This is a genomic window from Bradyrhizobium sp. DOA1 (assembly GCF_001593325.1).
Lineage (GTDB): Bacteria > Pseudomonadota > Alphaproteobacteria > Rhizobiales > Xanthobacteraceae > Bradyrhizobium.
Genome location: NZ_JXJM01000001.1, coordinates 2,718,643 through 2,744,929 on the forward strand (window position 1 = coordinate 2,718,643; position 26,287 = coordinate 2,744,929).

The 26,287-nt window shown below is 64.4% G+C and carries 28 protein-coding genes, 1 tRNA gene and 1 pseudogene; 19 read left to right on the forward strand and 11 right to left on the reverse strand.

Going from position 1 to position 26,287, the window contains the following annotated elements:
- Positions 1-713 (forward strand): P-loop NTPase family protein (locus tag SE91_RS12910; RefSeq protein WP_502687136.1); only part of this gene is annotated, 713 nt, incomplete at its 5' end.
- 138 nt (positions 714-851) lie between these two features.
- On the opposite strand, the gene SE91_RS12915 is transcribed toward SE91_RS12910, so the two are convergent.
- Positions 852-2,033 carry a GNAT family N-acetyltransferase gene (locus tag SE91_RS12915; protein ID WP_061847856.1) on the reverse strand — a complete coding sequence of 394 codons (1,182 nt, stop codon included), beginning with the start codon at positions 2,031-2,033 and terminating at the stop codon, positions 852-854.
- A gap of 128 nt (positions 2,034-2,161) precedes the next feature.
- Here SE91_RS12915 and SE91_RS12920 point away from each other — a divergent pair, with 128 nt between their 5' ends.
- The gene (locus tag SE91_RS12920; protein WP_061847857.1) at positions 2,162-3,211 is read left to right on the forward strand and encodes a polysaccharide deacetylase family protein; all 1,050 of its coding nucleotides are present in this window, start codon (positions 2,162-2,164) and stop codon (positions 3,209-3,211) included.
- Here the strand turns inward: SE91_RS12920 and SE91_RS12925 are convergent.
- On the reverse strand, positions 3,195-3,416 hold the full coding sequence (locus SE91_RS12925; RefSeq protein WP_008547941.1) for a DUF2842 domain-containing protein: 222 nt from the start codon (positions 3,414-3,416) through the stop codon (positions 3,195-3,197). The genes SE91_RS12920 and SE91_RS12925 overlap by 17 nt on opposite strands.
- Positions 3,417-3,540: 124 nt before the next feature.
- Between SE91_RS12925 and SE91_RS12930 the strand changes: the two genes are divergently transcribed.
- Positions 3,541-4,623: a COX15/CtaA family protein gene (locus tag SE91_RS12930; RefSeq protein WP_061847858.1), complete on the forward strand. Its 1,083-nt coding sequence runs from the start codon at positions 3,541-3,543 to the stop codon at positions 4,621-4,623.
- Positions 4,624-4,642: 19 nt separating this feature from the next.
- On the opposite strand, the gene SE91_RS12935 is transcribed toward SE91_RS12930, so the two are convergent.
- The 4 genes from SE91_RS12935 to SE91_RS12950 all read right to left on the reverse strand — a co-directional run bounded on the left by SE91_RS12935 (position 4,643) and on the right by SE91_RS12950 (position 8,146).
- Positions 4,643-4,987, reverse strand: a complete 345-nt coding sequence (locus SE91_RS12935) for a hypothetical protein (protein WP_061847859.1) — start codon at positions 4,985-4,987, stop codon at positions 4,643-4,645.
- 187 nt (positions 4,988-5,174) lie between these two features.
- Positions 5,175-6,455, reverse strand: a complete 1,281-nt coding sequence (locus SE91_RS12940; RefSeq protein ID WP_061847860.1) for an O-acetylhomoserine aminocarboxypropyltransferase — start codon at positions 6,453-6,455, stop codon at positions 5,175-5,177.
- A 139-nt stretch (positions 6,456-6,594) separates the two neighbouring features.
- Entirely contained in the window at positions 6,595-7,179 is a 585-nt protein-coding gene (locus SE91_RS12945) for a CoA-binding protein (RefSeq protein ID WP_008547939.1), read from the reverse strand.
- Positions 7,180-7,321: 142 nt separating this feature from the next.
- Positions 7,322-8,146 carry an enoyl-CoA hydratase gene (locus tag SE91_RS12950; RefSeq protein ID WP_061847861.1) on the reverse strand — a complete coding sequence of 275 codons (825 nt, stop codon included), beginning with the start codon at positions 8,144-8,146 and terminating at the stop codon, positions 7,322-7,324.
- A gap of 86 nt (positions 8,147-8,232) precedes the next feature.
- On the opposite strand from SE91_RS12950, the gene SE91_RS12955 reads away from it, so the two are divergent.
- The 6 genes from SE91_RS12955 to SE91_RS12980 all read left to right on the forward strand — a co-directional run bounded on the left by SE91_RS12955 (position 8,233) and on the right by SE91_RS12980 (position 11,905).
- Positions 8,233-8,661 (forward strand): PaaI family thioesterase, encoded by a 429-nt coding sequence (locus tag SE91_RS12955; protein ID WP_008547928.1) that lies wholly within the window; start codon positions 8,233-8,235, stop codon positions 8,659-8,661.
- Between the two features lie 155 nt (positions 8,662-8,816).
- Positions 8,817-9,281, forward strand: coding sequence for a 50S ribosomal protein L13 (rplM, locus tag SE91_RS12960; protein ID WP_008137961.1), 465 nt, complete (start codon positions 8,817-8,819; stop codon positions 9,279-9,281).
- 1 nt (position 9,282) lies between these two features.
- The gene (rpsI, locus tag SE91_RS12965) at positions 9,283-9,762 is read left to right on the forward strand and encodes a 30S ribosomal protein S9 (RefSeq protein WP_008547917.1); all 480 of its coding nucleotides are present in this window, start codon (positions 9,283-9,285) and stop codon (positions 9,760-9,762) included.
- 229 nt (positions 9,763-9,991) lie between these two features.
- Positions 9,992-11,212 carry a GGDEF domain-containing protein gene (locus SE91_RS12970; RefSeq protein ID WP_061847862.1) on the forward strand — a complete coding sequence of 407 codons (1,221 nt, stop codon included), beginning with the start codon at positions 9,992-9,994 and terminating at the stop codon, positions 11,210-11,212.
- A gap of 57 nt (positions 11,213-11,269) precedes the next feature.
- A complete protein-coding gene (locus tag SE91_RS12975; protein ID WP_061851108.1) occupies positions 11,270-11,506 on the forward strand; it encodes a hypothetical protein in 237 nt (78 codons plus the stop codon).
- A gap of 102 nt (positions 11,507-11,608) precedes the next feature.
- Positions 11,609-11,905: an antibiotic biosynthesis monooxygenase family protein gene (locus SE91_RS12980; protein WP_008547895.1), complete on the forward strand. Its 297-nt coding sequence runs from the start codon at positions 11,609-11,611 to the stop codon at positions 11,903-11,905.
- Between the two features lie 6 nt (positions 11,906-11,911).
- Here the strand turns inward: SE91_RS12980 and SE91_RS12985 are convergent, their stop codons facing one another.
- On the reverse strand, positions 11,912-13,063 hold the full coding sequence (locus SE91_RS12985) for an AI-2E family transporter (protein ID WP_061847863.1): 1,152 nt from the start codon (positions 13,061-13,063) through the stop codon (positions 11,912-11,914).
- A 137-nt stretch (positions 13,064-13,200) separates the two neighbouring features.
- Between SE91_RS12985 and SE91_RS12990 the strand changes: the two genes are divergently transcribed.
- From SE91_RS12990 to SE91_RS38025, 5 genes and pseudogenes are all read left to right on the forward strand, one after another.
- Positions 13,201-13,917, forward strand: a complete 717-nt coding sequence (locus tag SE91_RS12990; RefSeq protein WP_061847864.1) for a hypothetical protein — start codon at positions 13,201-13,203, stop codon at positions 13,915-13,917.
- Between the two features lie 92 nt (positions 13,918-14,009).
- Positions 14,010-14,783, forward strand: a complete 774-nt coding sequence (locus tag SE91_RS12995; protein ID WP_008547892.1) for a gamma-glutamyl-gamma-aminobutyrate hydrolase family protein — start codon at positions 14,010-14,012, stop codon at positions 14,781-14,783.
- Between the two features lie 129 nt (positions 14,784-14,912).
- Positions 14,913-15,445, forward strand: a pseudogene (locus tag SE91_RS13000) (REP-associated tyrosine transposase).
- 408 nt (positions 15,446-15,853) lie between these two features.
- Positions 15,854-16,171 (forward strand): asparaginase domain-containing protein, encoded by a 318-nt coding sequence (locus SE91_RS38020; protein WP_283806235.1) that lies wholly within the window; start codon positions 15,854-15,856, stop codon positions 16,169-16,171.
- A gap of 10 nt (positions 16,172-16,181) precedes the next feature.
- On the forward strand, positions 16,182-16,976 hold the full coding sequence (locus tag SE91_RS38025) for an asparaginase (protein ID WP_283806236.1): 795 nt from the start codon (positions 16,182-16,184) through the stop codon (positions 16,974-16,976).
- Positions 16,977-17,041: 65 nt separating this feature from the next.
- On the opposite strand, the gene glnA is transcribed toward SE91_RS38025, so the two are convergent.
- Both glnA and SE91_RS13015 read right to left on the reverse strand, forming a co-directional pair.
- Positions 17,042-18,451 carry a type I glutamate--ammonia ligase gene (gene glnA / locus SE91_RS13010; protein ID WP_060736229.1) on the reverse strand — a complete coding sequence of 470 codons (1,410 nt, stop codon included), beginning with the start codon at positions 18,449-18,451 and terminating at the stop codon, positions 17,042-17,044.
- Between the two features lie 150 nt (positions 18,452-18,601).
- Positions 18,602-18,940, reverse strand: a complete 339-nt coding sequence (locus SE91_RS13015; RefSeq protein ID WP_008547883.1) for a P-II family nitrogen regulator — start codon at positions 18,938-18,940, stop codon at positions 18,602-18,604.
- Between the two features lie 381 nt (positions 18,941-19,321).
- Between SE91_RS13015 and SE91_RS13020 the strand changes: the two genes are divergently transcribed.
- A complete protein-coding gene (locus SE91_RS13020) occupies positions 19,322-20,821 on the forward strand; it encodes a bifunctional ADP-dependent NAD(P)H-hydrate dehydratase/NAD(P)H-hydrate epimerase (RefSeq protein WP_061847865.1) in 1,500 nt (499 codons plus the stop codon).
- Between the two features lie 4 nt (positions 20,822-20,825).
- Here SE91_RS13020 and SE91_RS13025 read toward each other — a convergent pair whose 3' ends face one another.
- Entirely contained in the window at positions 20,826-22,130 is a 1,305-nt protein-coding gene (locus SE91_RS13025) for a multicopper oxidase family protein (protein WP_061847866.1), read from the reverse strand.
- A 154-nt stretch (positions 22,131-22,284) separates the two neighbouring features.
- Between SE91_RS13025 and SE91_RS13030 the strand changes: the two genes are divergently transcribed.
- The 3 genes from SE91_RS13030 to SE91_RS13040 all read left to right on the forward strand — a co-directional run bounded on the left by SE91_RS13030 (position 22,285) and on the right by SE91_RS13040 (position 24,815).
- Positions 22,285-22,369, forward strand: a tRNA-Leu gene (locus tag SE91_RS13030).
- Between the two features lie 169 nt (positions 22,370-22,538).
- Complete coding sequence (tig, locus tag SE91_RS13035) at positions 22,539-23,900, forward strand: trigger factor (RefSeq protein WP_061847867.1); 1,362 nt, start codon at positions 22,539-22,541, stop codon at positions 23,898-23,900.
- Between the two features lie 279 nt (positions 23,901-24,179).
- Positions 24,180-24,815: an ATP-dependent Clp protease proteolytic subunit gene (locus tag SE91_RS13040; RefSeq protein WP_008547852.1), complete on the forward strand. Its 636-nt coding sequence runs from the start codon at positions 24,180-24,182 to the stop codon at positions 24,813-24,815.
- Between the two features lie 73 nt (positions 24,816-24,888).
- Here SE91_RS13040 and SE91_RS36220 read toward each other — a convergent pair whose 3' ends face one another.
- The gene (locus SE91_RS36220) at positions 24,889-25,095 is read right to left on the reverse strand and encodes a hypothetical protein (RefSeq protein WP_156489594.1); all 207 of its coding nucleotides are present in this window, start codon (positions 25,093-25,095) and stop codon (positions 24,889-24,891) included.
- Between the two features lie 179 nt (positions 25,096-25,274).
- Here SE91_RS36220 and clpX point away from each other — a divergent pair.
- Positions 25,275-26,287, forward strand: a 1,013-nt coding sequence (gene clpX, locus SE91_RS13045; RefSeq protein WP_061847868.1) for an ATP-dependent Clp protease ATP-binding subunit ClpX, incomplete at its 3' end; no start/stop codon positions are given.

Below are 26,287 nucleotides of genomic sequence, written 5' to 3' on the forward strand. Positions count from 1 at the left end.
GCGGGGACGTGATGGTTGAGCCGGTGGTCGAACCGGTGGCCGCGCCGATAATCGATCCGGTGGTCGACAATCCCGGGCCGCTTCAGCCGGAGATAGCGCCAGAAGCCGACATCTCCGAATTCGCCGAGATCGAGCAGTTGGCCGGCAGCTTGCGCCGGGCAGGCGCGGGGGCAAAGAAGGTCACGGTGCTCGGCACGGCGGCCGGTGAATCCATCACGCTGTCGACGCTGACGCTCGCCAGGCATCTGGCGCGCGACGCGCGTGTCGTGGTGGTCGATCTCGCCGCGTCGTCGCCGACGATTGCCGCTGTCTCCGTCGATGCGTCCGCGCCGGGTCTTGCCGAGTTGATGCAGGGCGAGGCGACGTTCGCGCAGGTCATTACCCGGGACAAGCTGTCGCGGTTGCATCTTGTCATGGCCGGCCGTCCGGGCTTCGACCGCAGCCTGTTGCAATCGCCGCGCGTGACGCTCGCGATCGATGCGCTGCTCCGCGCCTACGACCACGTGCTGCTCGATGCCGGCAGCGCCTCCGATCTGCCGGCCGACCTGCTGACGGCGCATGCCCGCGCCGTCGTGGTGCCGGATGCAACGATGGCCCCGGATGCGCGCACACAGATGTGCGAGCAGCTGAGAGCGGTCGGCTTCAGCGAGGTGACGATGCTGAACAAGCCGGTGCAGCCGACGGTGGAAGCTCCGCGCGTCGTGGCGGCGTAGGCTCTCTCCGCACACTCGGAATCGTAGGGTGGGCAAAGGCGTGTTTGCGTCGTGCCCACGACCTCTCCAATGCGGGAACGGAAGACGTGGGCACGCTTCGCTTTGCCCACCCTACGACCCGGTCATTGCGAAGAGGTCTTACCCGAACGTCTGCCGCAGCCGGCGGGCGAGATCGAACAGCATCTGGTTCTGCTTCACCATCCGCTTGCCGCGACTGAGCGATGACATCGCCATCGCCGCGAGCTTTCCGCGCGAGGTCAGGGGCACGAAGCTGTCGAAGATGTCCTCGTCGTCCTTGCAGAACATCCGCTTGTAATCGTCCGAGCCGATGCCGAGGTCGAGGGAGCGGTAGCCGCGCTCGGCGCAGCGGTCGATGATGTAGCGCATCAGGATCAGGCCCGGGCTGTAACGGGCATGCTCGGACATCGTGTAGGTGTTGAACATCATCGAGAAGCGCTGGCCGTCGGCGACGCCGGCGAAGATCGCGATCACGTCCTCGTCGCATTCGAGCGCGTGGATGTCGATCGCGCGGCCGTCGCCGCGCCGGGACAGGCAGGCGCTGCGGATGAATTGCTCGACGCCCGGCTCGGCGAACACGTTCGGCAGGTTCTGCTCCGCCATCCGCGCCGGCTTGACGCGGAAGAACCAGTCGAGCAGGCGCTCGATGTCCGCATCTGAGGTCGCGAGATTGTAGCGGTAGCCGGGCAGGGCCTGGAGCTTCTTCTCCTTGCTCTTGAGGCGGCGGCGGAAGGAATTGCTGATGCGCGATTCCAGCGGGCCGCCCGGCTCCATCTCCAGCAGCGGGCAGCCGTTGATCGAGCCCTGCCGCGGCAGCAGCGCAAACGGGTTCTGCTGGCCGCTCCAGCGCCTGGGCTGCTGCGTCAGCGAGAGCACGTCGACATGCGCGCGCAACGGCATCAGCAGTGCGTCGAGATCGTCGAGAACCGCCTCCGCTGCGAATTCGGCGTTCCAAAGGCCCATGTTGAAGGTCGTGTGCTTGCCGCCCATGAAGCTGGCGGTGCGCACGCCATGGCTCTGGCGCAGCGACAGCGGCAGCAGCAGGAGAGGCCCATGCTCGGCGTCGCGGGCGATCACGATGAAAGGGCGCGCCCCTTCGTGGGCACCGACCAGCTGTTGCCAGGGGGCGAGCAGATCGAAGCACTGGTAGGGCGTAAAGAGATGGCCAGTCTGCTCGAAGGCGCGCCAGGCCGCCTCGGCCTCGCCGAGATCCGTGACGATATCGACCTGAGCGATGCGGCTCGCCGTCGACCGCGCTGGCGCTTCTGCCGATCGGCTTTGCATCGCCGCAGCCATGGTCATTCGCGAAACCTGTCGAGAAATCAAAATAGACCGAGTTCGGCCTTGGGCCGACCTTTGCAAAGAAAGGTCAACAAAGGGTAATGACGACAGGAGAGGGAACGGGCGCCGGCGCGCGAAGGGCGGGGACCTTGGTATCCGACGAAAGATGGCTGGAGCGGCTGCGGCTTGAGCTGACCTGGTTCAGCGGCCAGGCGGCGCTGCGCAGCCGCGGTGCCGGTGCCATCCTGCGCTTTCAGCGCGTGCGGCCGCGGCGTCGTGGCGGGTTTCAGCCGCTGCGCGAGCACGAGATCACGCCGCAATTCCTCGACCGTGCCATTCGCGCGCTGCGGCGCTGGAGGTATGATTTCCTCGGCATGGACGACGTCTGCCGCCGCGCCGTGACGCTGCCGGAGAAGCGGCGCTTCGTGGCGCTGACCTTTGATGGCGCGAGCAAGGATCTGATCGACTTCGCCTATCCGGTGCTGGCGCGCCACGGCGTGCCCTTCACGATCTATGTGCCCACCGCCTTTCCCGATGGCGTCGGCGAGGCCTGGTGGCTCGGGCTCGAACAGGTGATCGCGCTCGAGAGCCGCATCAGCCTGATGATGGGCGAGAAGGAGCAGCGTTTCACGGTTACCGATATTGCGGGGAAGCGGGCGCTGTTCTCCCATCTCGAAGGCTGGTTGCGCTCGCTGCCGCCGGCGGAGCTGTCGGCCGCGATCGCCGATCTCTGCACGCGTTACCGGATCGACCTCGCCGCACTTTCGCGCGAGGCGTCGATGAACTGGGAGGACCTCGCCAGGCTCGCTGCGGATCCGCTAGTGACGATCGGCAGCGCGACCGTGAATTATCCCGTTCTCGCCAATATGAAGGATACAGGCGCGCTGCGCGAGATGACGATGGGCAAGGTGGTTGCGGAATCCGCGTTCCATCGCGAGATCACGCATCTCGCCTTTCCGTTCGGCGACCGTGCCTCGTTCCGGCGCAGCCATGTCGTGATGGCCGAGGAGGCGGGCTTTGCCAGCGCGGTCTCAGCAATCCCCGGCATCGTGGAGGCGGAGGGCCGTACCAATCTGCGCGCGCTGCCGCGGATCTCCTGGGACGGAAGGGTGCGCTCGCTACGCATGCTGCGCGTGCTGGTGTCGGGTGTGGCCTTTGCTCCGGTGAAGCCGACCGGCAGCGCTACGAGCCAGACTTGACGCGGTCCGCTCGCTGCATCCAGCTCACGATCGGCATCGCCGGCAGCACCCAGCCCAGGCCCACCACCACGTAATAGATCGCCTGCCGCCAGCCGGACTCGGCGATCCACGGCATCTGCGCCGCCGCCATGCCGAGCAGGGACCAGACCGTGGCCAGGACCAGGAGCAGGATGGCGCCAAGGAACTTGCGGGTGCGGATCGTCATGGCGGAATATCGTGGCTTTCGCGTAACTTGCGCTGCGGAAGCGGGGGACTATAAGGGGCGCGCAGTCCGGTTCAAGCCTCCCTGGTTCAAGTCTCCCTGGTTTAAGGCCTGGTTTTTGCCCCCGATGACGACGATGTCCGCCTCATCCGAACCACATCGCGCCGTGCGCGCGTGGCTGATTGCCGTCGCGGCGCTGATCGCGTTGATGGTGCTGGTCGGCGGTGCGACGCGGCTCACGGAATCCGGCCTCTCGATCGTCGAATGGAAGCCGGTCACGGGCAGCGTGCCGCCGCTCACCGAGGCGCAGTGGACCGAGGCGTTCGAGGCCTACAAGAAGATCCCGCAATATCGCGAGCTCAATGCAGGCATGAGCCTGTCCGAGTTCAAGGAGATATTCTGGTGGGAATGGAGCCACCGTCTGCTCGGCCGTTTCATCGGCGTCGCCTATCTCTTGCCGTTCCTGTTCTTCCTGTGGCGCGGCGGTCTGTCCGGTGAATTGAAGCGGCGGCTGTGGCTGCTGTTCGCGCTCGGCGGCCTGCAAGGCGCGGTCGGCTGGTGGATGGTGGCTTCCGGCCTGTCCGGGCGCACCGAGGTGTCGCAATATCGACTGGCGACGCATCTGATGCTCGCGCTTCTGATCTTCGCCGGCATCGTCTGGACGGTGCGGCGGCTCAAGGAGCGGCCGCAGATCGCAGCACCGGCGCGGCTGCGGTTCACGAGTGTGCTGCTTCTCGTCGCGACGTTCGTGCAGATCTATTTCGGCGCGCTGGTCGCGGGCCTGCGCGCCGGGCGCGCCTACAACACCTGGCCGCAGATCGACGGCGCGTTCATCCCGTCGGCCGAGCGGCTGTGGTTCGAGACGCCGTGGTGGCGCAATATGTTCGACAACGTGCTGACGGTGCAGTTCGAGCACCGCATGACGGCCTACCTGCTGTTCGCACTGGCCGCGCTGCACGCGATCGACGCGGTGCGCGCGCGGGCAGGGGCGGCTGCGAGCGGCGCGCTCTGGCTGTTTGGGGCGGTGAGCCTGCAGGCGGTGCTCGGCATCCTGACGCTGCTCAACCAGGTTCCAATTGGCCTCGCGCTCGCGCACCAGGCGGTCGCAATCGTGGTGCTGATGCTTTCCGTGATGCAGGTGGAGCGTCTCGCCTCACGGCAGTCCGTGCAAGCGCAGCCGCGCGTGGTTCCGCTCGGTCAGGCCGGCTGATCACTATCAGCGCGGCTGATCAGCAATAGCCGTAGATGCCGCAGGCATAGGGCAGGCGCCAAAAATAGTCGACCTGCTTCCCGCCGTAATACGCGCCCTGGTAATCGTAGCTCCACGGGCGGCCGTAATAGCCCGGCAGCGTGTGCGATCCGGGCAATAGCGGCGTGCCCGGCAGGTTGCGGATGTAGCTGCCGATGCCGTAGGCCGGCGAGATCAGGGCATCAGGGTCGGTTTCGACGTAAACCTTCGGAGCGTCCTGCGGCGGAACAGCGGCACGCCGCTTCGGCGTGGCCGGCAGATCGGCGGCCAGCGCGGACGAAACCGTCAGCATCACTGCCAGGGCAGGCATCATCCAGCGCAACATCGTCGGCTCCGAATCAAGGGGTGATCCAGCGACGATGTATGCGGCAGATATGGTTAATGACTGTTAACTGACGGCGGCCAAGAAGCCGCCGTCATTCCGGGGCGGTGCGAAGCACCGAGCCCAGGTGCGCAATTGCGCACTCGAGAATCTCGAGGTTCCGGGTTCGCTGTCGCGCCCCGGAACGACATTAAGCCCCCAGCGCCTGCTCCAGATCTGCGATCAGGTCTTCCTTGTCCTCGATGCCGACCGAGAGCCGCACCACGTCGGGGCCGGCGCCGGATTTGACCTTGGCGGCGTCGTCGAGCTGGCTGTGCGTGGTGGAGGCCGGATGGATCACAAGCGACCGGGTGTCGCCGACATTGGCCAGATGCGAGAACAGCTGCAGTTTCGACACCAGATTGACGCCGGCGTCGTAGCCGCCCTTCAGGCTGAAGGTGAACACGGCGCCCGCGCCCTTCGGCGCGTATTTGCGCGCGAGCTGGTTGTACTTGTCGCTCGCAAGGCCCGCATAGCTCACCGAGGCCACCGCCGGGTGTCCGGCGAGGAATTCGGCGACCGCCTTGGCGTTGTCGCAGTGCTTCTGCATGCGCAGCGGCAGCGTCTCGATGCCGGTCAGGATCATGAAGGCGTTGAACGGCGACAGCGCCGGCCCGAGGTCGCGCAAGCCGAGCACACGGCAGGCGATCGCGAAGGCAAAATTGCCGAAGGTCTCCTGGAGACGGATGCCGTGATATTCGGGCCGCGGCTCCGAGAGCATCGGATATTTTCCGCCGGTGGACCAGTCAAACGTCCCGGCATCGACGATGATGCCGCCGAGCGAATTGCCGTGACCGCCGAGGAACTTCGTCAGCGAGTGCACGACGATGTCGGCGCCGTGATCGATCGGGCGGATCAGATAGGGCGAGGCCAGCGTGTTGTCGACGATCAGCGGCACGCCTGCCTTGCGCGCCACCGTCGAGATCGCCTCGATGTCGGTGATGCTGCCGGCGGGATTGGCGATGGATTCGATGAAGATCGCCTTGGTGCGCGGCGTCACCGCGCGCTCGAAGCTCGCGATGTCGTCGGGATCGGCCCACACCACGTTCCAGCCAAAGCTCTTGAACGCATGCGTGAACTGGTTGATCGAGCCGCCATAGAGCTTTCGCGCGGCAATGAACTCGTCGCCGGGTTGGAGCAGTTGCTGCAGGATCACGACCTGCGCGGCGTGGCCCGAGGCCACCGCAAGCGCCGCCGTGCCGCCTTCGAGCGCGGCGACGCGCTCCTCCAGCACCGCGTTGGTGGGATTGCCGATGCGGGTGTAGATGTTGCCGAACGCCTGCAGGCCGAACAACGAGGCGGCGTGGTCGGCGTCGTTGAAGACGAAAGACGTCGTTTGATAGATCGGAGTTGCGCGCGCGCCGGTCGTGGGGTCGGGCTGTGCACCGGCATGCACGGCAAGCGTTGAAAATCCCGGAAGGCGATCGCTCATTGAGGCGTCCTGTTCTTGTGGTCTGAAATCGCGCGGCATGCTGATCGGCGCGGCGTCCGCCGTCAAGCCGCCGCTTCACATCGAAACGATCGTGCTACGCATTGTCGCGTTCGCGAAAAGAATGCTTCGCGGGGCCGCGTCAGCTTTGCTCGGTCTTGTTTTTGGCGGCGCGATCGGAAGCCGCGGTGTTGCCGCCGCCGACACTCATCCGATTGAGGGAGAGACGCATGCCTTGTGTCGGCGCCGGTGCCCGCTTGGAGCTGAGCGTGCGCGAATTCACGCCCATCCAGGAGATCTCGGACGACAAGCGGCCGTATTCGATCTTGGGGCAGCGGTTCATCACCACCTTGATACCGACCGATTCCGCCTTCGCGGCCGCCGCGTCGTCGCGTGCGCCAAGTTGCATCCAGATCACCTTCGGCAGCGGGTCGAGCGTGAGCGCTTCCTCGACCACCGGCATGATGTGGCTGGAGTTGCGGAAGATGTCGATCATGTCGATGGGGCGGCCGATGTCGGACAGCGAGGCGACGAAGGGCTTTCCGAGCAGCTCCTTGCCGACATGGCCGGGATTGATCGGGATCATGTCGTAACCGCGCTGCGCGAGATATTTGAACGCAAAATAGCTCGGCCGCACGTTGACCGGCGAGGCGCCGACCATCGCGATCGACTTCACGCTGTTGAGGATGCCGCGGATGTAATTGTCGGGATAGGAGTCGTGGTTCATTGGCTCATCTTCTTGCTGTCATTGCGAGGAGCGAAGCGACGAAGCAATCCAGTCTGCTTTCGCGGAGGGATTTCTGGATTGCTTCGCGGAGCTTGTCATCGGGCCGCGCTTCGCGCGGACCCGTTGGCTCGCAATCACGATTCTACTCGTCGCGCCATGTCGGCGTGCGCTTCTCGATGAACGCGCCGATGCCTTCCTCGGCGTCGCGCGCCATCATGTTCTCGGTCATCACCTCTGCCGCATAGCGGTAGGCCTCCGCAAGGCTCATCTCGGCCTGGCGGTAGAACGCTTCCTTGCCGAGCTTGACCGTGTAGGCGGATTTCAACGCGACTTTTTCCGCCAGCGCGATCGCGGCCTCGCGCTCGGTCCCGGCGGCGACAACGCGATTGACGAGCCCGATCTCGCGGGCGCGCTCCGCAGGGATCGGCTCGCCCGTCAGCAGCATCTCCATCGCCTGCTTGCGCGGCACGTTGCGCGACAGCGCCACCATCGGGGTCGAGCAGAACAGGCCGATGTCGACGCCGGGCGTGGCAAAGCTCGCCGCCTCCGAGGCGATGGCGAGATCGCAGCTGGCCACGAGCTGACAGCCGGCCGCGGTCGCGATGCCCTGGACGGAGGCGACCACGGGTTTCGGCAGGTGCACGATCGCCTGCATCATCGCGCTGCAGGCGTTCATCATCTCGGCGAAGAACGCGCGGCCGCGATCGGGGTCGGCGCGGCGCGCGGTCAGTTCCTTCATGTCGTGGCCCGCCGAGAAGGCGGGACCGTTGGCGCCGATCACGACGCCGCGGACCGCCTTGTCGTTCCTGATCGCGTCAAGCTCGGCATGCAGGCTCGCGATCATGGCTTCCGAGAGGCTGTTGCGCGCGGCCGGGCGGTTGAGGGTCAGCACCGCGATCGAGCCTATTGTCTCGCGCAGCAGGATCGGCGGTTGCGGGGAGGGGGCACGGGCGGCCTGGGCGGACATCGAAGCGTTTCCGTTTGGATTATTGCATTTGGATGACGCAGATAACTTAATGTAACAGGGACCGTGAAGCGAGGGTGAGGAGTAGCATGGCGTCAGCGAAAATGAGCGTGGCGGAGCTCGAACAGTTTCTGCGCCACGAGTTTCCCCAGGCCTTCAGTGGCGATGACATCACGATCGAAAGCGCCGACGGCCAGACCTGCCTCTTGCGACAGCGTTATAGCGAAAGAATGCTGCGACCGGGCGGAACCGTGTCCGGCCCGACGCTGATGGCACTGGCCGATTTCGCGATGTACGTGGTCCTGTTGTCGGCCATCGGGCCGATCGGGCTCGCGGTCACCACCAATCTGAACATCAATTTCCTGCGCAAAGGCCAGCCCGGGCAGGATGTGCTGGCGGAGGCCCGGCTGCTCAAGCTCGGCAAGCGCCTGGCGGTCGGGGAGGTGAAGCTGTTGTCAGGCTCTTCGCCCGATCCGATCGCGCATGTCACCTCGACCTATTCCATTCCAAATATTTGATGTTTTTGCGGGTATCTTGATACCATAATTTTAAGCCATTGATATTGCTTCTGTAATTTACCCCTTTGGGCATTGACCGTTGCGCCTCTCTTCTCTAGAACCCGCGCAGTCCGGTGCGGTGTTCGCGCCGATGTCTCCCTCACGGAAATTCTGACATGAAAACCTTTTCGGCAAAGCCGGCCGAGGTGACGAAGAAGTGGGTGCTGATCGACGCCAAGGGTCTGGTCGTCGGCCGTCTCGCCACCATCGTCGCCATGCGGCTCCGCGGCAAGCACCTCCCGACCTACACCCCGCACGTCGATTGCGGCGACAACGTCATCATCATCAACGCGCAGCATGCGGTCCTCACCGGTCGCAAGCGCGAGCAGAAGACCTATTACAAGCACACCGGCTATGTCGGCCACGTCAAGGAGCGCACCGCGCGCCAGATCCTCGAGGGCAAGCATCCCGAGCGCGTGCTCGAGAAGGCCGTCGAGCGCATGATCCCGCGCGGTCCGCTCGGTCGCGTGCAGATGGGCAACCTCCGTGTCTATGGCGGCGCCGATCACCCGCACGAGGCTCAGACGCCCGAGAAGATCGACATCGCCAAGTTGAACCGCAAGAACACGAGGGCCGCATAACATGGCCGAATCCATCCAGTCGCTCGACCAGCTCTCGCAGCTCAAGACGGCGGCCGCGCCCGACGCGCCCAAGCACGAAAAGAAGGTCGACAAGTTCAACCGCGCCTATGCCACCGGCAAGCGCAAGGACGCTGTTGCCCGCGTGTGGATCAAGCCGGGTGCCGGCAAGGTCACCGTCAACTCGCGCGAGGTCGAGGTCTATTTCGCTCGTCCCGTGCTGCGCATGATGATCGAGCAGCCGTTTTCGGTGGCCGCACGTTCCGGCCAGTACGACGTGATCTGCACCGTCGCCGGCGGTGGCCTGTCCGGCCAGGCCGGCGCGGTCCGTCACGGCATCTCCAAGGCGCTCACCTATTTCGAGCCGGAGCTGCGCAGCGTGCTCAAGAAGGGCGGCTTCCTCACCCGCGACTCGCGCGTGGTCGAGCGCAAGAAGTACGGCAAGGCCAAGGCCCGCCGGTCCTTCCAGTTCTCGAAGCGTTAATCGCTTTCGTCGCATTCGCCGCGAAAGCGGCTTCAATGAGATGCAAAAGGGCGCTGTTTTCAGCGCCCTTTTTGTTGTTCGTTTGTATGCAAATTGATGGCGTGTTTCAGGAAAACTTGGGGCCGCGCGAAAACCTGAATGGAACCCGCGGGACATAGCGTCGCATTCGGAAGGGCGCGCAAGTCGGCTGGGCCGATCGCGTAACTGCTATGTTTTAGAGGGGGCCGACATGATGTCGCTCGATAGCATCACGCTCTATTTGGTCGCCACCATGGTTGCCGCACTGCTCGGCGCCATGATGGTGTTCTTCGGCCGGCAGGAGAACAGTCCTGCGCTGAAATGGTGGGGCACTGCCTATCTCCTGGGTGCCGCCTCCGTCGCGCTATGGACCGCGGCCGGCGACAAGCTCGGACCGCATCTCTATCTGGCGTTAAATGCCGTCGGCTTCGTCGCTTGCGGCATGGTGTGGAACGCGGCGCGCGTCTTCCACGGCCGCAAGCCGAACTGGCCCGGCCTCGTCCTCGGTGCGATCGCCTGGGTCGCCGCCGTCACGCTGCTCGACCCCGCAGCATCCATGCTGCGCATGATCGTCGGCGCCGGCATCGTCTCGGTCTATGCGGCCCTGACCGCCAGCGAGCTCTGGACCGAGCGGCGCAAAAGCGTGCAGCGACGCTGGCCGGCCCTGGTGATGCCGGTGATGCACGGCTGCGTGCTGATGCTACCGATTGTGATCGGTAGCTTCCTGCGCCCGCACGATGCCGGCTTCTCGTCGAGCATCTGGGTCACGGTGTTCGCGGTCGAGCTCATCCTCTATGCCGTCGGCACCGTGTTCGTGATCTTCATGCTGGTGTCCGAGCGCACGGTGACCGCGCACCGCACAGCCGCATCGACCGACCCGCTGACCGGCATGCTCAACCGCCGAGGTTTCTCCGAAGCCTGCTCGCGCGTGATCGAGCGCGAGGCAAAGGCCGGGCGTCCCGTCACCGTCATGATCTTCGACATCGACCACTTCAAGTCGATCAACGACCGGTTCGGTCATCCCGCCGGCGACGAGATGCTGAAGCTGTTCTCCACGGTCGTCGTCAACAACCTCCGCATCACTGACCTGTCGGGCCGCATCGGCGGCGAGGAATTCGCCGCGCTCCTGCCGTGTTCGCTGGAGGAAGGCGTGCTGGTCGCCGAGCGCGTGCGCGAGGCGTTCGAGACGTCTGGTGTCGTGGTCGATGAGGGCCCGGTCGACACCACCGTCAGCATCGGCGTCGCCGGCGGTCCGGCCGGCACCGAGCTCGAGGTGCTGTTGGCGTCCGCCGACACCGCGCTCTACCAGGCCAAGCGCGGCGGCCGTAACCGCGTCGAGGCGGCCGAAGAGCTGCCGCTGTCGCTGGAGAACTGGCGCCGCCAAACTGCCGCGCGGCCCGGTGCGCCGCAGGTGCGTCCCGCGACGGCATGAGGCGAGGCGGCATTGCGGTAATCTTCTGTTTACCATTCGATCCCTACCTTCATGGTCATGGAATCGATCCCTCGACACGACCCGCAAGCCGCCCTGATGTCACTCGAAGCCGCAGCTAGCTCGGCACGCGGCGGTTTCGCCTGCTTGTTCTCGACCGCGGACGAATACGAGACGGCGCTGATCACGGAGCGTCGCGCCCAAGGACATTACACGCAGGGCCGCAGCTATTGGCCGTTCGTGATGTTCGTCGGCTGTGCGTTGATCGTGGCGGGCACCGTTCTGCTGCTCGCCTGAGTGATCTGCGTTTTTCGGCCGGGCAGGGTGCCGTTTCGGCGCCTTCTTCTTTTGCGCCGGCTGCGGTAGATACGCCCATCGAACAAGAATGGGTGGAAACCGATGATCACCGAGATCGCGCAAATCGACGTCAAGCCGGGCAGCGAGAAGGACTTTGAGGCCGCCGTCGCCAAGGCCAAGGCCGCCTTCGGCCGAGCCAAGGGTTTTCACGGCTTCGAGCTGCACAAATCGATCGAGAAGCCGCAGCGCTACCGGCTGATGGTGAAGTGGGCGACGCTGGAAAACCACACCGTCGATTTCCGCGGTTCCGAGAACTTCACCGAATGGCGCGGCCTCGTCGGCCAGTATTTTGCCGCGCCGCCGGAGGTCGAGCACACCGAGACCGTGCTGACGAGCTGAGCTGATTCATGCCGCTTCTGCCAGGGGCGACGCCTCGTACGTCTTGAAGTGGTCGATGATGACCTTGGCGATGGCGACCAGAGGCAGCGCCAGCGCAAGACCCCAGATGCCGAACACGACGCCGAGCAGGATCTGGAACGCGAACAGCGTGGCCGGCGGGATGTCGAGCGCCTGGCGCTGCAGGATCGGTGTCAGCACGTAGCTCTCCATGGCGTGGACGCCCATGAAGAGGAGAAACGCCGACAGCGCCGCGATCCAGCCCGAAGCAAGGCTCGCAAGCACCACGATGACGCCGGCGATGATGGCGCCGACGGTCGGGATGAAGGCGAGCAGGCCGGCCTGGATCCCCAGGATGAACGCGCCGGGGATGCCGATGACGGCGAGGCCGATCCAGGTCACGGCGCCGACCGCCAGCATGACCGTGATCTGTGCGATCAACCAACGCTCCAGCGTCTCGCTGATACGATCGATGATGAGCCTGACGCGGGTGCGATGTCTGGCCGGCGCCAGGAACAACAGGCCGTCATGATAGACGCTGGGCTGGGCGGCGAAGGCGAGCCCCAGGAACAGCACGATGAAGATGTTTCCGACACCATGGATGGTGCCGAGCAGCAGCTTGAAAGTCTGGCTCACGATCGCACCGCCGCTGGAGGCGAGGGCGCCTGCGCTAGGCAGCGCGCCGCGCGAGGACGCCGCTGGTGCGGGCGTCGGGGCTGCCGGCGTATCGATGGATGATTCAGGCGCGGCATTGCCGAGATCGAAGAAGCTGGTGTCGATGCCGTGGTTCTCGAGGAAGCCGCGGACATTGGTGATCTGCGATTTGATGGTCTTGCTCAGCAGCGAAGCCTGCTCGGCGATGGTGGCGCCGCCGAGATAGCCGACGCCGGCAAGCATCAGGGCAAGGGCGGTGCAGACGATCGCGAGGCGGACCGGATGCGGCAGGGCCACGCGGCGGCCCAGCGCGCCCGTCAGCGCGTTGAGGCCGACACCGAGCAGCATGCCGGTGAAGATCAGCAGCAGGGTGGGAGCAAAATACCAGCTGAACAGCAGCATGGCCGTGAACAGCACGATACCGATGCCTCCGACCGAGATCGCCCAGGCCTGATCGCGAGCGAGGTCGGCACGGGAACGGGGCCGTTCATCTGCGGGAAAGGTCACATCGTATCCTGTCTTTGGTAGCTGCAATCCGGGCACTCTTTCGACAAACGCGCTTCCGATCAAGAGCGGCAACGCGCCGGTTTGACGCTGCCGCGCGAACGGTGCAGAGCGGTGCGAAAGAAGAAAGTGGGGGGCAATTGAGTTTCATCAGCAAATGGGCCGGTCTACTCGGGCTTCTGGCCTTGCTCGTCGGCGGCGACCAGATCCGGATCAACCGGCCGGACCACAAATACCGCCTGACGGTCGAGGTGACGACGCCCGACGGGATCAAGACTGGGTCGGGCATCCTCGCCGTCGTGCCCGATCGCAACTACAACCGCAGCGGCCGCATCACGATGCGCGGGGAGGCTGTGTTCGTCGACCTCGGCCAAGCCCGAGACAAAGGCAAGAACCTCGTCGCATTGCTGGCGCACCAGCAGGGCGCCAAGCTCGACCTCGACGACATCAACTATGTCGCGCTGCGCGCCTATGGCGCCGCCCGCGGCAGCCGCGTGTCGTTCAAGGACATGAGCCGGCAGGCGGGCATTGTCCCGGTGCAGGGCGAGCTCATCCCGGTGCTCGTCAGCTTTGGCGATCTCAAGGACCCCAACAGCGCGCGCCTTGTCGCGGCCGACCATGCAGGGGCGATCCTGGGCGACGGCTACGCGATCCGCGGCCTCACCGCCGAGGCGGTGCCCAACGGGTTCTGGCCGATCGATTTCGGCGGCGCGCTCGGTGAGCCGGTCACGCGTGGGATCGAAGCGAGATTGCCCTGGCTGGCCGTGCCGGGCGAGGCAGCGGCAACCGCGCTGAAAGCCGCCGGCCTGCCCCTCGAAGGCGGGGTGGAGGCCCGGGAGGCATTTGCGCGAAAATAGCATTGCCGTCCCGCGCTTGCTTCTGTTGAATTTGTTCCATCCCAGGGGCATGTTTGGAGAATCTTCTCACCGCAGGAGGCGCGGAACGACAGATGAGAAAGCCGGTCGTCGGCGTGATCGGGAATGCCCATCGCGTCGAAAATCGATTTCAGGTCCAGATGGTCGGCGAGCGAAACCTGCGCGCCGTGGCCGAGGTGTCCGGCGGCTTGCCGGTGATGTTTGCGGGCTCCCCTGACATCACCGATATCGGAGCGCTGCTCGATACCGTCGACGGCATTATCCTCACTGGTGCCCGCGCGAACGTGCATCCGACCCGTTTCAACGTCGATCCTTGCGAGAAGCACGAGCCCTACGATATCCACCGCGACGAGGTCGCGCTGGCGCTCTCGATGGCCTGCGTCGCCCGCGGCATCCCGCTGTTCGGCATCTGCCGCGGCCTTCAGGAGATGAACGTCGCCTTCGGCGGCTCGCTGCATCCCGAGATCCGCGAAATCCCCGGCCGCATCAACCATCGCATGCCCCGACTGGAGAACGGCGAGATCCATCCCGATCCGACTGTGGTGTTCGCCGACCGCCACGATGTCGACCTGACGCCGGGCGGCGCGTTCGCGCAACTGCTCGGCTGCCAGAGGATCCGGGTCAATTCGCTGCATGGCCAGGGCATCCTGGAGCCCGGCAAGCGCGTGCTGATCGAAGGCATCGCCGAGGACGGCACCATCGAAGCGATCCGCATCGCGGAAGCTCCGACCTTCGCGCTCGGCGTGCAATGGCACGCGGAGTACGACCCGCAGCACAATCCCATCAACCGCAAGCTGTTCGAGGCCTTCGGCGAGGCGCTGGTCGCGCGGCAGAAGGCGGCGGCGTAGGGCACGTTCGTGTGCCGGACACGCAGCAGGACCCGGCTTCGCTGCCACATGGGCGCAACTCGGCTTGAACCGCGTAGGGCGGATTAGCCGAAGGCGTAATCCGCCATCTTGACTTGATGGGCAGCTTCGATGCCGAACTATCGCCGTGCATTTGTTGCGGGTGGTTGTTGGTTCTTCACGGTCAATCTTCTTGACCGAAAACAGAGATTGCTCGTGAGCACATCGCCGCGCTCCGCGCGGCCGTTGCAGCGACGCGCCAGGACTATCCGTTCACGATTGATGCGTTTGTCGTTCTTCCGGACCATCTTCATGCAGTCTGGACGCTTCCGGGCGGCGATGCAGATTTTTCCATGCGGTGGAGATTGATCGAGACGCGCTTCGCAAAGACCTTGCCGAAGACGGAGCCTTTAAATGCAGTACAGATCGCAAGACGGGAGCGTGGCGTATGGCAGAACCGATTCTGGGAGCACCTCATCCGCGACGAAACCGACTACGCACGCCATGTCGAGTATTGCTACATCAACCCAGTCAAGCACGGATATGTGACCTGCGTGTTGGATTGGCCGCATTCGTCGTTTCACCGAGATGTCGAGGCCGGACTGTTTCCTGCGGATTGGGCGGGAGATACCAACGCGGACGGTGACTTCGGCGAACGCGCGTAAGCGTCGCCAGCAGTCGGCGGATTACGCCTTCGGCTAATCCGCCCTACGAGGACCTGCTATCCAATCATCCCAAATCTCGGTCGTCGTAAACCAATCAGTAGGAATTGCTCCATCGCGATTTTTGCGGCTCTGATTTGTTCTTTGAGAACGAAGTGGAGTCAGATGTGGAACGAAAGCCGGACGACTCGAAGGCCTCACATCGTCCGCTCCGTCCGCCGCGTGCGATAGGCCTGCGGTGACATCAAGGTCCTAGCGACGCCCGGCGGGTAGAGCGAAGCAGCGCGCATCTCGGTACGGCTGGCGAGATGACGTTCTGCAGGGACTCTACCCGTCCTGCGTGCGGCCGCCCATCTTCGGCCCCATTGCGCGGTCTCGAATGGCCTGCCCGGGACAGCAGGAGGACATTCGATGATCAGCGACGCCGTCACCTCAGCATCTCACCAGCCTGGCCGAATATCGAGGCTTGCCATTCCCCTGATGGCCGTCGTGCTCTGCTTTGGCTGCATTGGCGCAGCCGTTCAGGCTGCAGAGCCCGCCGCCAATCTGCCCCGCATTCTCGTGTTGGCGACGGGAGGCACCATTGCGGGCCAGGCCGATCCGCGCGCGACCGGCGCGTACAAATCGGGCCAGATCACGGGCGAGCAGCTGATGCAGTCGGTGCCGGGTCTCGACAAGCTCGCGAAACTGAACGCCGAGCAGATATCGTCGATCGGCTCCCAGACATGAACGACAAGGTATGGTTCGCGCTGGCTCGCCGCATCCAGGACGCCTTCGACAAGAACGAAGCCGCGGCGTCGTCATCACCCATGGCACCGATACGCTCGAGGAGACCGCGTTCTTTCTCGACAATGTGGTGCGCGGCGACAGACCAGTGGTGATCGTCGGCTCGATGCGGCCGGCCACGGCGGTCAGCGCGGACGGCCCCGGCAATCTCTATGAGGCGGTGCAGGTGGCGGCCGATCCCCGCTCGCGCGGGCGCGGCGTGATGGCCGTGATGAACGACAAGATCCAGGGCGCGCGCTCGGTCACCAAGACCAACACCACCAGCATCGAGACCTTCAGCTCGCCCAATGATGGGCCGATCGGCTATGTCGATACCGCCGGCGGCATTCGCTTCATGACCCAGGCCGCCGGCTTCAAGCGCGCGACCTACAAGCTGCCGGCCGGTGAGCAATTGCCGCGCGTCGCGATCGTCTACTCGCACGCCAACATGGATGCGATCCCGATCGAGGACGCCATCTCACACGGCGCCAAGGGCATCGTGCTGGCCGGCGTCGGCGACGGCAACACCTCGAAGCCGGCCCTCGACGCTCTCGAAGCGGCGGCCAAGAAGGGCATCATCGTCGTTCACTCGACGCGGGTGCGATCCGGCTTCGTCACCAGGAACGTCGAGGTCAACGACGACAAGAACGGCTTCGTCGCGTCCGAGGATCTCAATCCGCAGAAGGCGCGCGTACTCACCCAATTGCTGATTTCGAGCGGCGTGACGGCGCCGGCCGAACTCCAGAAGGCGTTCACGGCGACGTGGTGATGATGTCCAAAATGAAAAGGCGCTCCTCCCGGAGCGCCTTTCGCTTGTCGTAGAGATAGGTCCGCTTAGTTCGAATAGTACATCTCGAACTCGACCGGGTGCGGGGTCATCTCGAAGCGGGCGACTTCGGTCATCTTCAGCTCGATATAGGCATCGATGAAGTCATCGTCGAACACGCCGCCGGCCTTGAGGAAGCCGCGGTCCTTGTCGAGGTTTTCGAGAGCCTCGCGCAGTGAACCGCACACTGTCGGGATCTGCTTCAGCTCTTCCTTCGGCAGATCGTAGAGGTCCTTGTCCATCGCCGGACCCGGATCGATCTTGTTCTTGATGCCGTCGAGGCCGGCCATCAGCATCGCGGCAAAGCCGAGATAGGGGTTGGCCATCGGATCGGGGAAGCGCACCTCGACGCGCTTTGCCTTCGGCGAAGCGGTGTAGGGGATGCGGCAGGAGGCCGAGCGGTTGCGCGCGGAATAGGCGAGCAGCACGGGGGCCTCATAGCCTGGGACCAGACGCTTGTAGGAGTTGGTCGACGGGTTGGTGAAGGCGTTGATCGCCTTGGCATGCTTGATGATGCCGCCGATGTAGTGGAGGCAGGTCTCGGAGAGGTCGGCATATTTGTTGCCGGCGAACACCGGCTTGCCGTCCTTCCAGATCGACTGGTGCACATGCATGCCCGAGCCGTTGTCGCCATAGATTGGCTTCGGCATGAAGGTGGCGGTCTTGCCGTAAATATGCGCGACCTGATGGATGCAGTACTTGTAGATCTGCATGTGGTCGGCCATCAACGTCAGCGTGTCGAACTTCATGCCGAGCTCGTGCTGGGCGGAAGCGACCTCGTGATGATGCTTCTCGACCTTGACGCCCATCTTGGCCATGGCGCCGAGCATTTCCGAGCGCATGTCCTGCACCGAGTCCTGCGGCGGGACGGGGAAGTAGCCGCCCTTGGTGCGAATGCGGTGGCCGAGATTGCCGCCTTCATATTCGGTGTCGGAGTTGGTCGGCAGCTCCGATGAGTCGAGGCGGAAGCCGGTCTTGTAGGGGTCGGCCGAATAGCGCACGTCGTCGAACACGAAGAACTCGGCTTCGGGGCCGACGAACACGCTGTCGCCCACGCCCATCGACTTCACCATGGCTTCCGCCTTCTTGGCGATGCCGCGGGGGTCGCGGTTGTAGGGCTCGCCGGTGGTGGGCTCGAGCACGTCGCAGGTGATGACCATCGTGGTCTCGGCGAAGAACGGATCGATCGTCGCGGTCACCGGATCGGGCATCAGGCACATGTCGGACTCGTTGATCGCCTTCCAGCCGGCGATCGAGGACCCGTCGAACATCGTCCCTTCGGCGAAAATGTCCTCATCGATCATGCTGACGTCGAACGTGACGTGCTGCCACTTGCCGCGCGGATCGGTGAAGCGCAGGTCGACGTATTTGACGTCGTTGTCCTTGATCGATTTCAGGACGTCTTTGGCGGTCTTCATGCATACCCCTTTTGGCTCTGCGGGTCGGTTTCCAGATGAGCAGATTCGTTCTCGCTTTCGGCGAGTTGGCGCAACCGCACAAACGAAATCAGGCCGCCGAAGCAGCCTTTTTTCTTTCAGAGTGTCGCAAAATGCGGGATAGCACCCGGCTCAGATAGCGTCCAGCCCGGATTCGCCGGTTCGGATGCGGATCGCCTCTTCGACGTTGGAGACGAAGATCTTGCCGTCGCCGATGCGTCCGGTCTGCGCGGCGCGGCGGATCGCGTCGATGGCACGCTCGACCAGATCGTCGCCGATCACGATCTCGATCTTCACCTTGGGCAGGAAGTCGACGATGTATTCTGCGCCGCGGTAGAGCTCGGCGTGACCCTTCTGCCGTCCGAAGCCCTTGGCTTCGGTGACGGTGATGCCCTGAAGGCCGACCTCCTGAAGCGCTTCCTTCACCTCGTCGAGCTTGAATGGCTTGATGATGGCTTCGATTTTTTTCACTGCGCGCCTCCCGGCCTTTCGATCAAATAGCAACGTCTTCGTCAGGATGCGCCTTCTTGAACGCACGATCTTGTCTTCGCTATACCGGGATGCCTGACCAGCCCGGCCGCGGCCGGCCACACCCTGATACACGCCAGTGAGCACGACGAACCGAAGCGGCTTCCTCGAAAGCAGGGTCTATGCCAAGTTGCAAATGCCCTGATTATTGGAGCGTTATCAGCCTTTTAACGAGCATCTCTGATAGGTGGCGCCGACCGATACAAAATACCGAAGACTACGAAATAGGCAAACGGTTCAATATGTGTGCAGAACCGTGTTTCCCCGGGGGTGGGACGGCACGGATCGTGCCTGTTGTAAAGGCGTTTGGACCAGGGAAGTGGCATGGAAGTTCTGACCACCGCTGAAATGCAGCGCGCCGATCAGCTCAGTATCGCGGCAGGCACGCCCGGCTTCAAGCTGATGCTCAGCGCCGGCCAGGCCGTCGCCGAGGCCGCCCATGTGCTGGTGGAGGAGGGGCCGATCCTGATCGTGGCGGGCCCCGGCAACAATGGCGGCGATGGTTTCGTCGCGGCCGCCGAGCTCGCCGCCCAGGGGCGCGAGGTCTCGGTGATCCTGATGTGCGAGCGCGACCAGCTTCAAGGCGATGCGGCCTCCGCCGCGCGCGGCTGGAAGCAGCCGGTACTGCCGTTCAATCCGCAGGCGATCGGACGGCCTGCACTGATCATCGACGCGCTGTTCGGCGCGGGCCTCAGCCGTCCCGTCGACGGTGAGGCGCGCGCGATGATCGAGGCGATCAACGCCAACGGCGCGCCGGTTTTGGCCGTCGACCTGCCGAGCGGCATCAACGGCACCAGCGCCGCTGTCATGGGAGTTGCGGTGAACGCCGCCGAGACCGTCACCTTCTTCCGCAAGAAGCCGGCGCATCTGTTGCTGCCCGGCCGCATGCATTGCGGCCGCGTGCGCATTGCCGACATCGGCATCGACGCCAGCGTGCTGGACGAGATTGCGCCGCAGCTCTTCGAGAACGATCCGGACTTCTGGGGCGCCGCCTTTCCGGTACCGCGCATCGACGGCCACAAATTTTCGCGCGGTCATGTGCTGGCCGTCTCCGGCGACGCAGCCGCGACTGGCGCTGCGCGGCTCGCCGCGCGCGGGGCGCTGCGGGCCGGGGCGGGCCTTGTGACGCTGGCGAGCCCGCGCGATGCACTCGCAATCAATGCGGGCGCGCTGACCGCGGTGATGGTCCGCGCCGTCGACACTGCGGTCGAGTTCGGCGAGCTGCTCGGTGACAAGCGCTACAACACTTGCATCATCGGTCCCGGCGCGGGGGTCGGCGAGCGGACTTGCGACTTCGTCCATACCGCGCTGACCGCGCGGCGGCACGTGGTGCTGGATGCGGATGCGCTGACGAGCTTTGCGGCCAAGCCCGAGCGGCTGTTCGAATCGATCAAGTCCTCGCACGACCATGCGGTGGTGCTGACCCCGCACGAGGGCGAGTTTCCGCGCCTGTTCTCGGACCTCAGCAACAAATATCCGGGCCGCTCGAAGCTCGAGCGCGTGCGCGCCGCCGCCGAGCGCTCTGGTGCCGTCGTGCTGCTGAAGGGGCCGGATACCACCATCGCCGCCCCCGATGGCCGCGCCACCATCGCCGCCAACGCGCCGCCCTGGCTTGCGACCGCCGGCGCCGGCGACGTGCTCTCCGGCATCATCGCCGGGCTGCTGGCGCAGGGCGTGCCGGCCTTCGAGGCCGCCAGCATCGGCGTGTGGATGCACGGCGAGGCGGCAAGCGAAGCGGGGCCGGGATTGATCGCGGAGGACCTCACCGAGACGCTGCCGGCCGTGCACCGGCGGATCTATGACGCGCTTGGGGTGGAGTACTGAGAGCTCACTCCACCGCGTACCAGCGCACCAGGCGCGGCGCGGCCCAATCGGACGCGACCGATTCGAGGAGCCATCGTCCGGGGAAGGTTGCCGCGAAGGCGATGCGCTGGGTCTGGCCCGGCTCGACGGCGAGCGTGTCGAGCCAGTAGGGCTTCCAGCCGTCGTCGAGCTTGTCGAGCAGGCGGAAATGGTGGCCGTGAAGGTGGAACACGGTCGTGACGGGGGCGGGGTTCTTCAGGGCCAGCACGATGGTGCGGCCCGCCTTGGCGCGGAAGGCAGGGGCGGACGCGGTCGAAAAATTCGCGGGGCCTATCCAACCGGCGTCAGTGGCGCCGAGCGCGACATCGAACCGCAGGGCGCCTCTCAGATCGAGCGTCTCGGGGAGACCGTTCGATGGGAGCGGCTGTGGCGCGGCCAACGGCGCGCGCCGTTCTGCCGGGCCGGTGATCGTGAGGCTTCCGATCTGGCGCGCCTCCTTGCCGTCATGCAGCAGGATTGCCGCCGCTGTGGCCGCATCGACAAAAGCGTCGGCCCGCGCGCCGGGGGCCAGCACCACGGCGCCGTTGCGCGCCGGGAACGGCTCGGCTGGCTGCCCGTCCAGGGCCATGACGCGGACCTCGTGGCCTTCCAATTTGATTGCCAGGACAGTGCGTTGCGAGCCGTTGATGAAGCGCAGCCGGAGCCGCTGATGGCCCGTCGCTGAGAGTTCGAATGAAGTCTGTCCGTTGATCGTATAGAGCGCCGTCGTGTCCTTTGCGTCCCGGCCCGGCGGCACGGCGGTGCCATCCGGCCGCAGGCGCCATTCCTCGATCAGCAGAACCTCGTCACGGTGGACGGCTGGGCGGCTCGTCTCTTCGGCGATGATCGGCAGCGGGCGTGCAGGCTGCTTCAGGCCGTCTTCGAAGAGCCGGAAGTCGGCCAGCAGAGTTCCTGCATTAGACATTGAAACAATTGATGTTTCGGTCGTATTCGGGGTGGTCGGCGCGCGGCCCCGCAGCGGATCGGACGCGGCCGGGCCGTTCAGGCCGTACCACACTGGGGAAAGCGGCACAGGTAGCTCGTTGCGGAACACCAGCTCACAGCGATCGCCCCGCTTGAGGCGAACGCTCCCCAAATGGCTTGCGGCGGCCAGCTCCCAAATCGGTGTAGGCGGCTGACCCGGCCTCAGAGCCAGCGTGGCGGGCCTGGCCTGCAGGGCGAGCTGGGCGGTCACGAGCGGGCCGGCGCCACCGGCAATCAAGCCGGCGGCCGAGGCGCCAATGCCCGCCAAGAGCTCACGCCGGTTCGGGTCGAAAATCCGCAACGTCATGGCGCGATCCGGACCACGCCGCGCTGGATAAGTCCAGCCACCGTGCCTATTTGAAGCTTGCCTCCATCGGGCCATTTTTTTGCTGCGAACAGTCAGGCGCATGCTATAAGCCCGGCCGCCCGCGGCATCGCGGCCGGTCTTGATGCAAATTCACGCGGGCGTGGCGGAACTGGTAGACGCGCTGGATTTAGGTTCCAGTGACGAAAGTTGTGGGGGTTCGAGTCCCTCCGCCCGCACCAAGCGCTTATCGCGTTTGCACGGATTACGAGACCTTCCTCGCGGATGTTTGGCCGCTTGGAGCGGTCCGATGAACCACCGGCGTTGAGGCGTCCGCCTCGCGCTGGATCGATTAATGACAGCGTCCCGACGCATGCGCGCCGGGACCGAACGAAAAGAAGATTGGACGCCATGCAGGTCACAGAGACCCTCTCGGAAGGTTTGAAGCACGAGTTCAAGATCAGCGTCCCGGCGTCGGATCTCGACGCCAAGGCCGGCGCCAAGCTCGTCGACCTCAAGGACAAGGTCCGCATCAACGGCTTTCGCCCCGGCAAGGTGCCGGTCGCGCATTTGAAGAAGGTCTATGGCCGTTCGGTGATGGCCGAGACCATCGACCAGACCATCCGCGACACCAACACCCAGCTGTTCTCCGAGCGCGGCTTTCGCCTTGCGACCGAGCCGAAGATCACCATGCCGAGCGAGCAGGCCGAGGTCGAGGAGCTGCTGAGCGGCAAGACCGATCTGACCTACACGGTCGCGATCGAAGTGGTGCCTTCGATTGCGCTCGCCGACTTCAAGACCTTCCAGGTCGAGAAGCCCGTTGCCGAGGTCACCGATGCCGATGTGGACGAAGCGATCAAGCGCATCGCCGATTCCAACCGCAGCTTTGCCGACAAGGGCGAGGGCGCCAAGGCGGGTTCGGGTGATCGCGTCACCATCAATTTCAAGGGCAGCATCAACGGCGAACTGTTCGAGGGCGGCACCGGCGAAGGCATCCAGGTCGTCATCGGCTCCAACACCTTCATCCCCGGCTTCGAGGAGCAGCTCATCGGCATCGGCGCCAATGAGACGCGCACGCTGAAAGTGTCGTTCCCGCAGAACTACATGAACGACAAGCTCGCCGGCCAGCCCGCCGAGTTCGAGACGACCGCGACGCTGATCGAGGCACCGCAGGATCTCGCGATCGACGACGAGTTCGCAAAGACGCTCGGCCTCGAATCGCTCGACAAGCTGAAGGAAGCCGCACGCGAGCGGCTGACTGCCGAATTCGCGACCGCGACGCGCCAGCGCGTCAAGCGGGCGCTGCTCGACCGTCTCGACGAGGCGCATCGCTTCGAGGCGCCGCCCTCGCTCGTCGACGAGGAGTTCAATCTGATGTGGAACTCGGTGAAGGCCGAGATGGCCTCCGCCGGCAAGACCTTCGCCGACGAGGACACCACCGAGGACAAGGCCAAGGAAGAGTATCGCAAGATCGCCGACCGCCGCGTGCGGCTCGGCCTCGTCCTCTCCGAGATCGGCGAGAAGAACAAGATCAGCGTGACCGACGACGAGGTCGGCCGTGCCGTGATCGAGCGCGCGCGCCAGATGCCCGGCCGCGAGAAGGAAGTCTGGGACTATTACCGCAACAACGCCCAGGCGCTGGCCCAGCTTCGTGCACCAATCTATGAGGACAAGGTCGTCGACTTCATCCTTGAGCTTGCCAACGTGACCGAGATGAAGGTTTCGCGCGAGGACCTCTACAAGGACGACGAGGCGGAAAAGACCGCTGCCTGAGGGCTTTAAGATAGTCTCCCATTAAGGATGATCAGCGAAGAGGCCCAGCTAGCCAGATGGTCGGCTGGGCCTCTTTGCACGAATCAGCTTCAACTGCCGATCGGATTAAGCCTTAATGCGCTCCGCACTTGTCAGGCGCGAATTGGGCTATATCTGTCGGTACGCCTTCTAGCTCTACCAAGTTCCTGCATCACAGGACGTCCATCCGCCCTCCGGCAAATCCAGCCAAACTGGCGAGCCTGCCCGGCGATGTCCGTCTCCGAAAACCCTAGGTGACTCATGCGCGATCCGGTTGAAACCTACATGAACCTCGTGCCCATGGTGGTCGAGCAGACCAACCGTGGCGAGCGCGCCTACGACATTTTCTCGCGTCTCCTGAAGGAGCGCATCATCTTCCTGACCGGCCCAGTCGAGGACGGCATGTCGACGCTCGTCGTCGCGCAGCTCTTGTTCCTCGAGGCGGAGAATCCGAAGAAGGAAATCTCGATGTACATCAACTCGCCGGGCGGCGTGGTGACGTCGGGTCTTGCGATCTACGACACCATGCAGTTCATCCGGCCGCCGGTGTCGACGCTGTGCACGGGTCAGGCTGCCTCGATGGGCTCGCTGCTGCTCGCGGCCGGCGAGAAGGACATGCGCTTCTCGCTGCCGAACGCGCGCATCATGGTTCACCAGCCCTCCGGCGGCTTCCAGGGCCAGGCCACCGACATCATGCTGCACGCCCAGGAAATCCTGAACTTGAAGAAGCGGCTCAACGAAATCTACGTGAAGCACACCGGCCAGACCTACAAGACGATCGAGGACGCGCTGGAGCGCGACAAGTTCCTGACCGCGAACGACGCCAAGGAGTTCGGTCTGGTCGACAAGGTCATCGACAAGCGCGCCGAGGAACCGGCGACGGCGAAGGCCCCGTAACACTACCGGTCGTGACGGCGATCCTTCGGCAACTTCTGGGGATCGCCGCACACCCATCAAGGCGCTGTTCACGTTAGGTGCGCGTGCGCGCATCGCAAAACGTGGTTTTGCGCCCTGCGACAGGCAGAAAGTTCCTCTTTCGTGCTTGTTTTTCGTGGCAATCCAGCAACGCCGGGGTGATTTCGATCACTTCGTCCGTGCCAAGGCCGGAAATCACGGTATTGTCACGGGTAGCCAGCGACCCCCGATTAGCGAATTCTTGATAGTCGGGTGACAGCATGGTTGGCTACGATTGATCGGCTATGATCGCGGGAGAATCGAGTGACCGTGATTCGCACGGTGTGTAAAGCGTAGGGTCTTTTTTGGTACGGAATTTGCTCTACTTAAGCTTCAGGCCGGCCGTCGTGTCGGAATGGAGCGATCGAGCGGAACGGGATCGAACCGCGGACGGAGACATGAATGAGTAAGGTCGGCACGAGCGACTCCAAGAACACGCTATATTGCTCGTTCTGCGGCAAGAGCCAGCACGAAGTCCGCAAACTGATCGCGGGTCCCACGGTCTTCATTTGCGACGAGTGCGTCGAGCTCTGCATGGACATCATCCGCGAGGAGAACAAATCCTCGCTGGTCAAGTCGCGCGACGGCATTCCGACGCCGAAGGAAATCTGCAAGGTGCTGGACGATTACGTGATCGGTCAGAGCCATGCGAAGAAAGTCCTCTCGGTCGCGGTGCACAACCACTACAAGCGCCTCAACCACCAGACCAAGCACAACGACGTCGAGCTCGCGAAGTCGAACATCCTGCTGATCGGTCCGACCGGGTCGGGCAAGACGCTGCTCGCGCAGACGCTCGCCCGCATCCTCGACGTGCCGTTCACCATGGCGGACGCGACCACGCTGACGGAAGCCGGCTATGTCGGCGAGGACGTCGAGAACATCATCCTGAAGCTGCTCCAGGCCGCCGACTACAATGTCGAGCGCGCCCAGCGCGGCATCGTCTACATCGACGAAATCGACAAGATCAGCCGCAAGTCCGACAATCCCTCGATCACGCGCGACGTGTCGGGTGAGGGCGTGCAGCAGGCGCTGCTCAAGATCATGGAAGGCACGGTGGCTTCGGTCCCGCCGCAGGGCGGCCGCAAGCATCCGCAGCAGGAGTTCCTGCAGGTGGATACCACCAACATCCTGTTCATCTGCGGCGGCGCCTTCGCCGGCCTCGAGAAGATCATCTCGGCGCGCGGACGGTCGACCTCGATCGGCTTCGGTGCCCAGGTGCTCGCGCCGGAAGATCGCCGCACCGGCGAGATCTTCCGTCACGTCGAGCCGGAGGACCTCCTGAAGTACGGCCTCATTCCGGAATTCGTCGGCCGTCTGCCCGTCGTGGCGACGCTCGAGGACCTGGACGAGACCTCGCTGAAGAAGATCCTCACCGAGCCGAAGAACGCGCTGGTGAAACAGTACCAGCGGCTGTT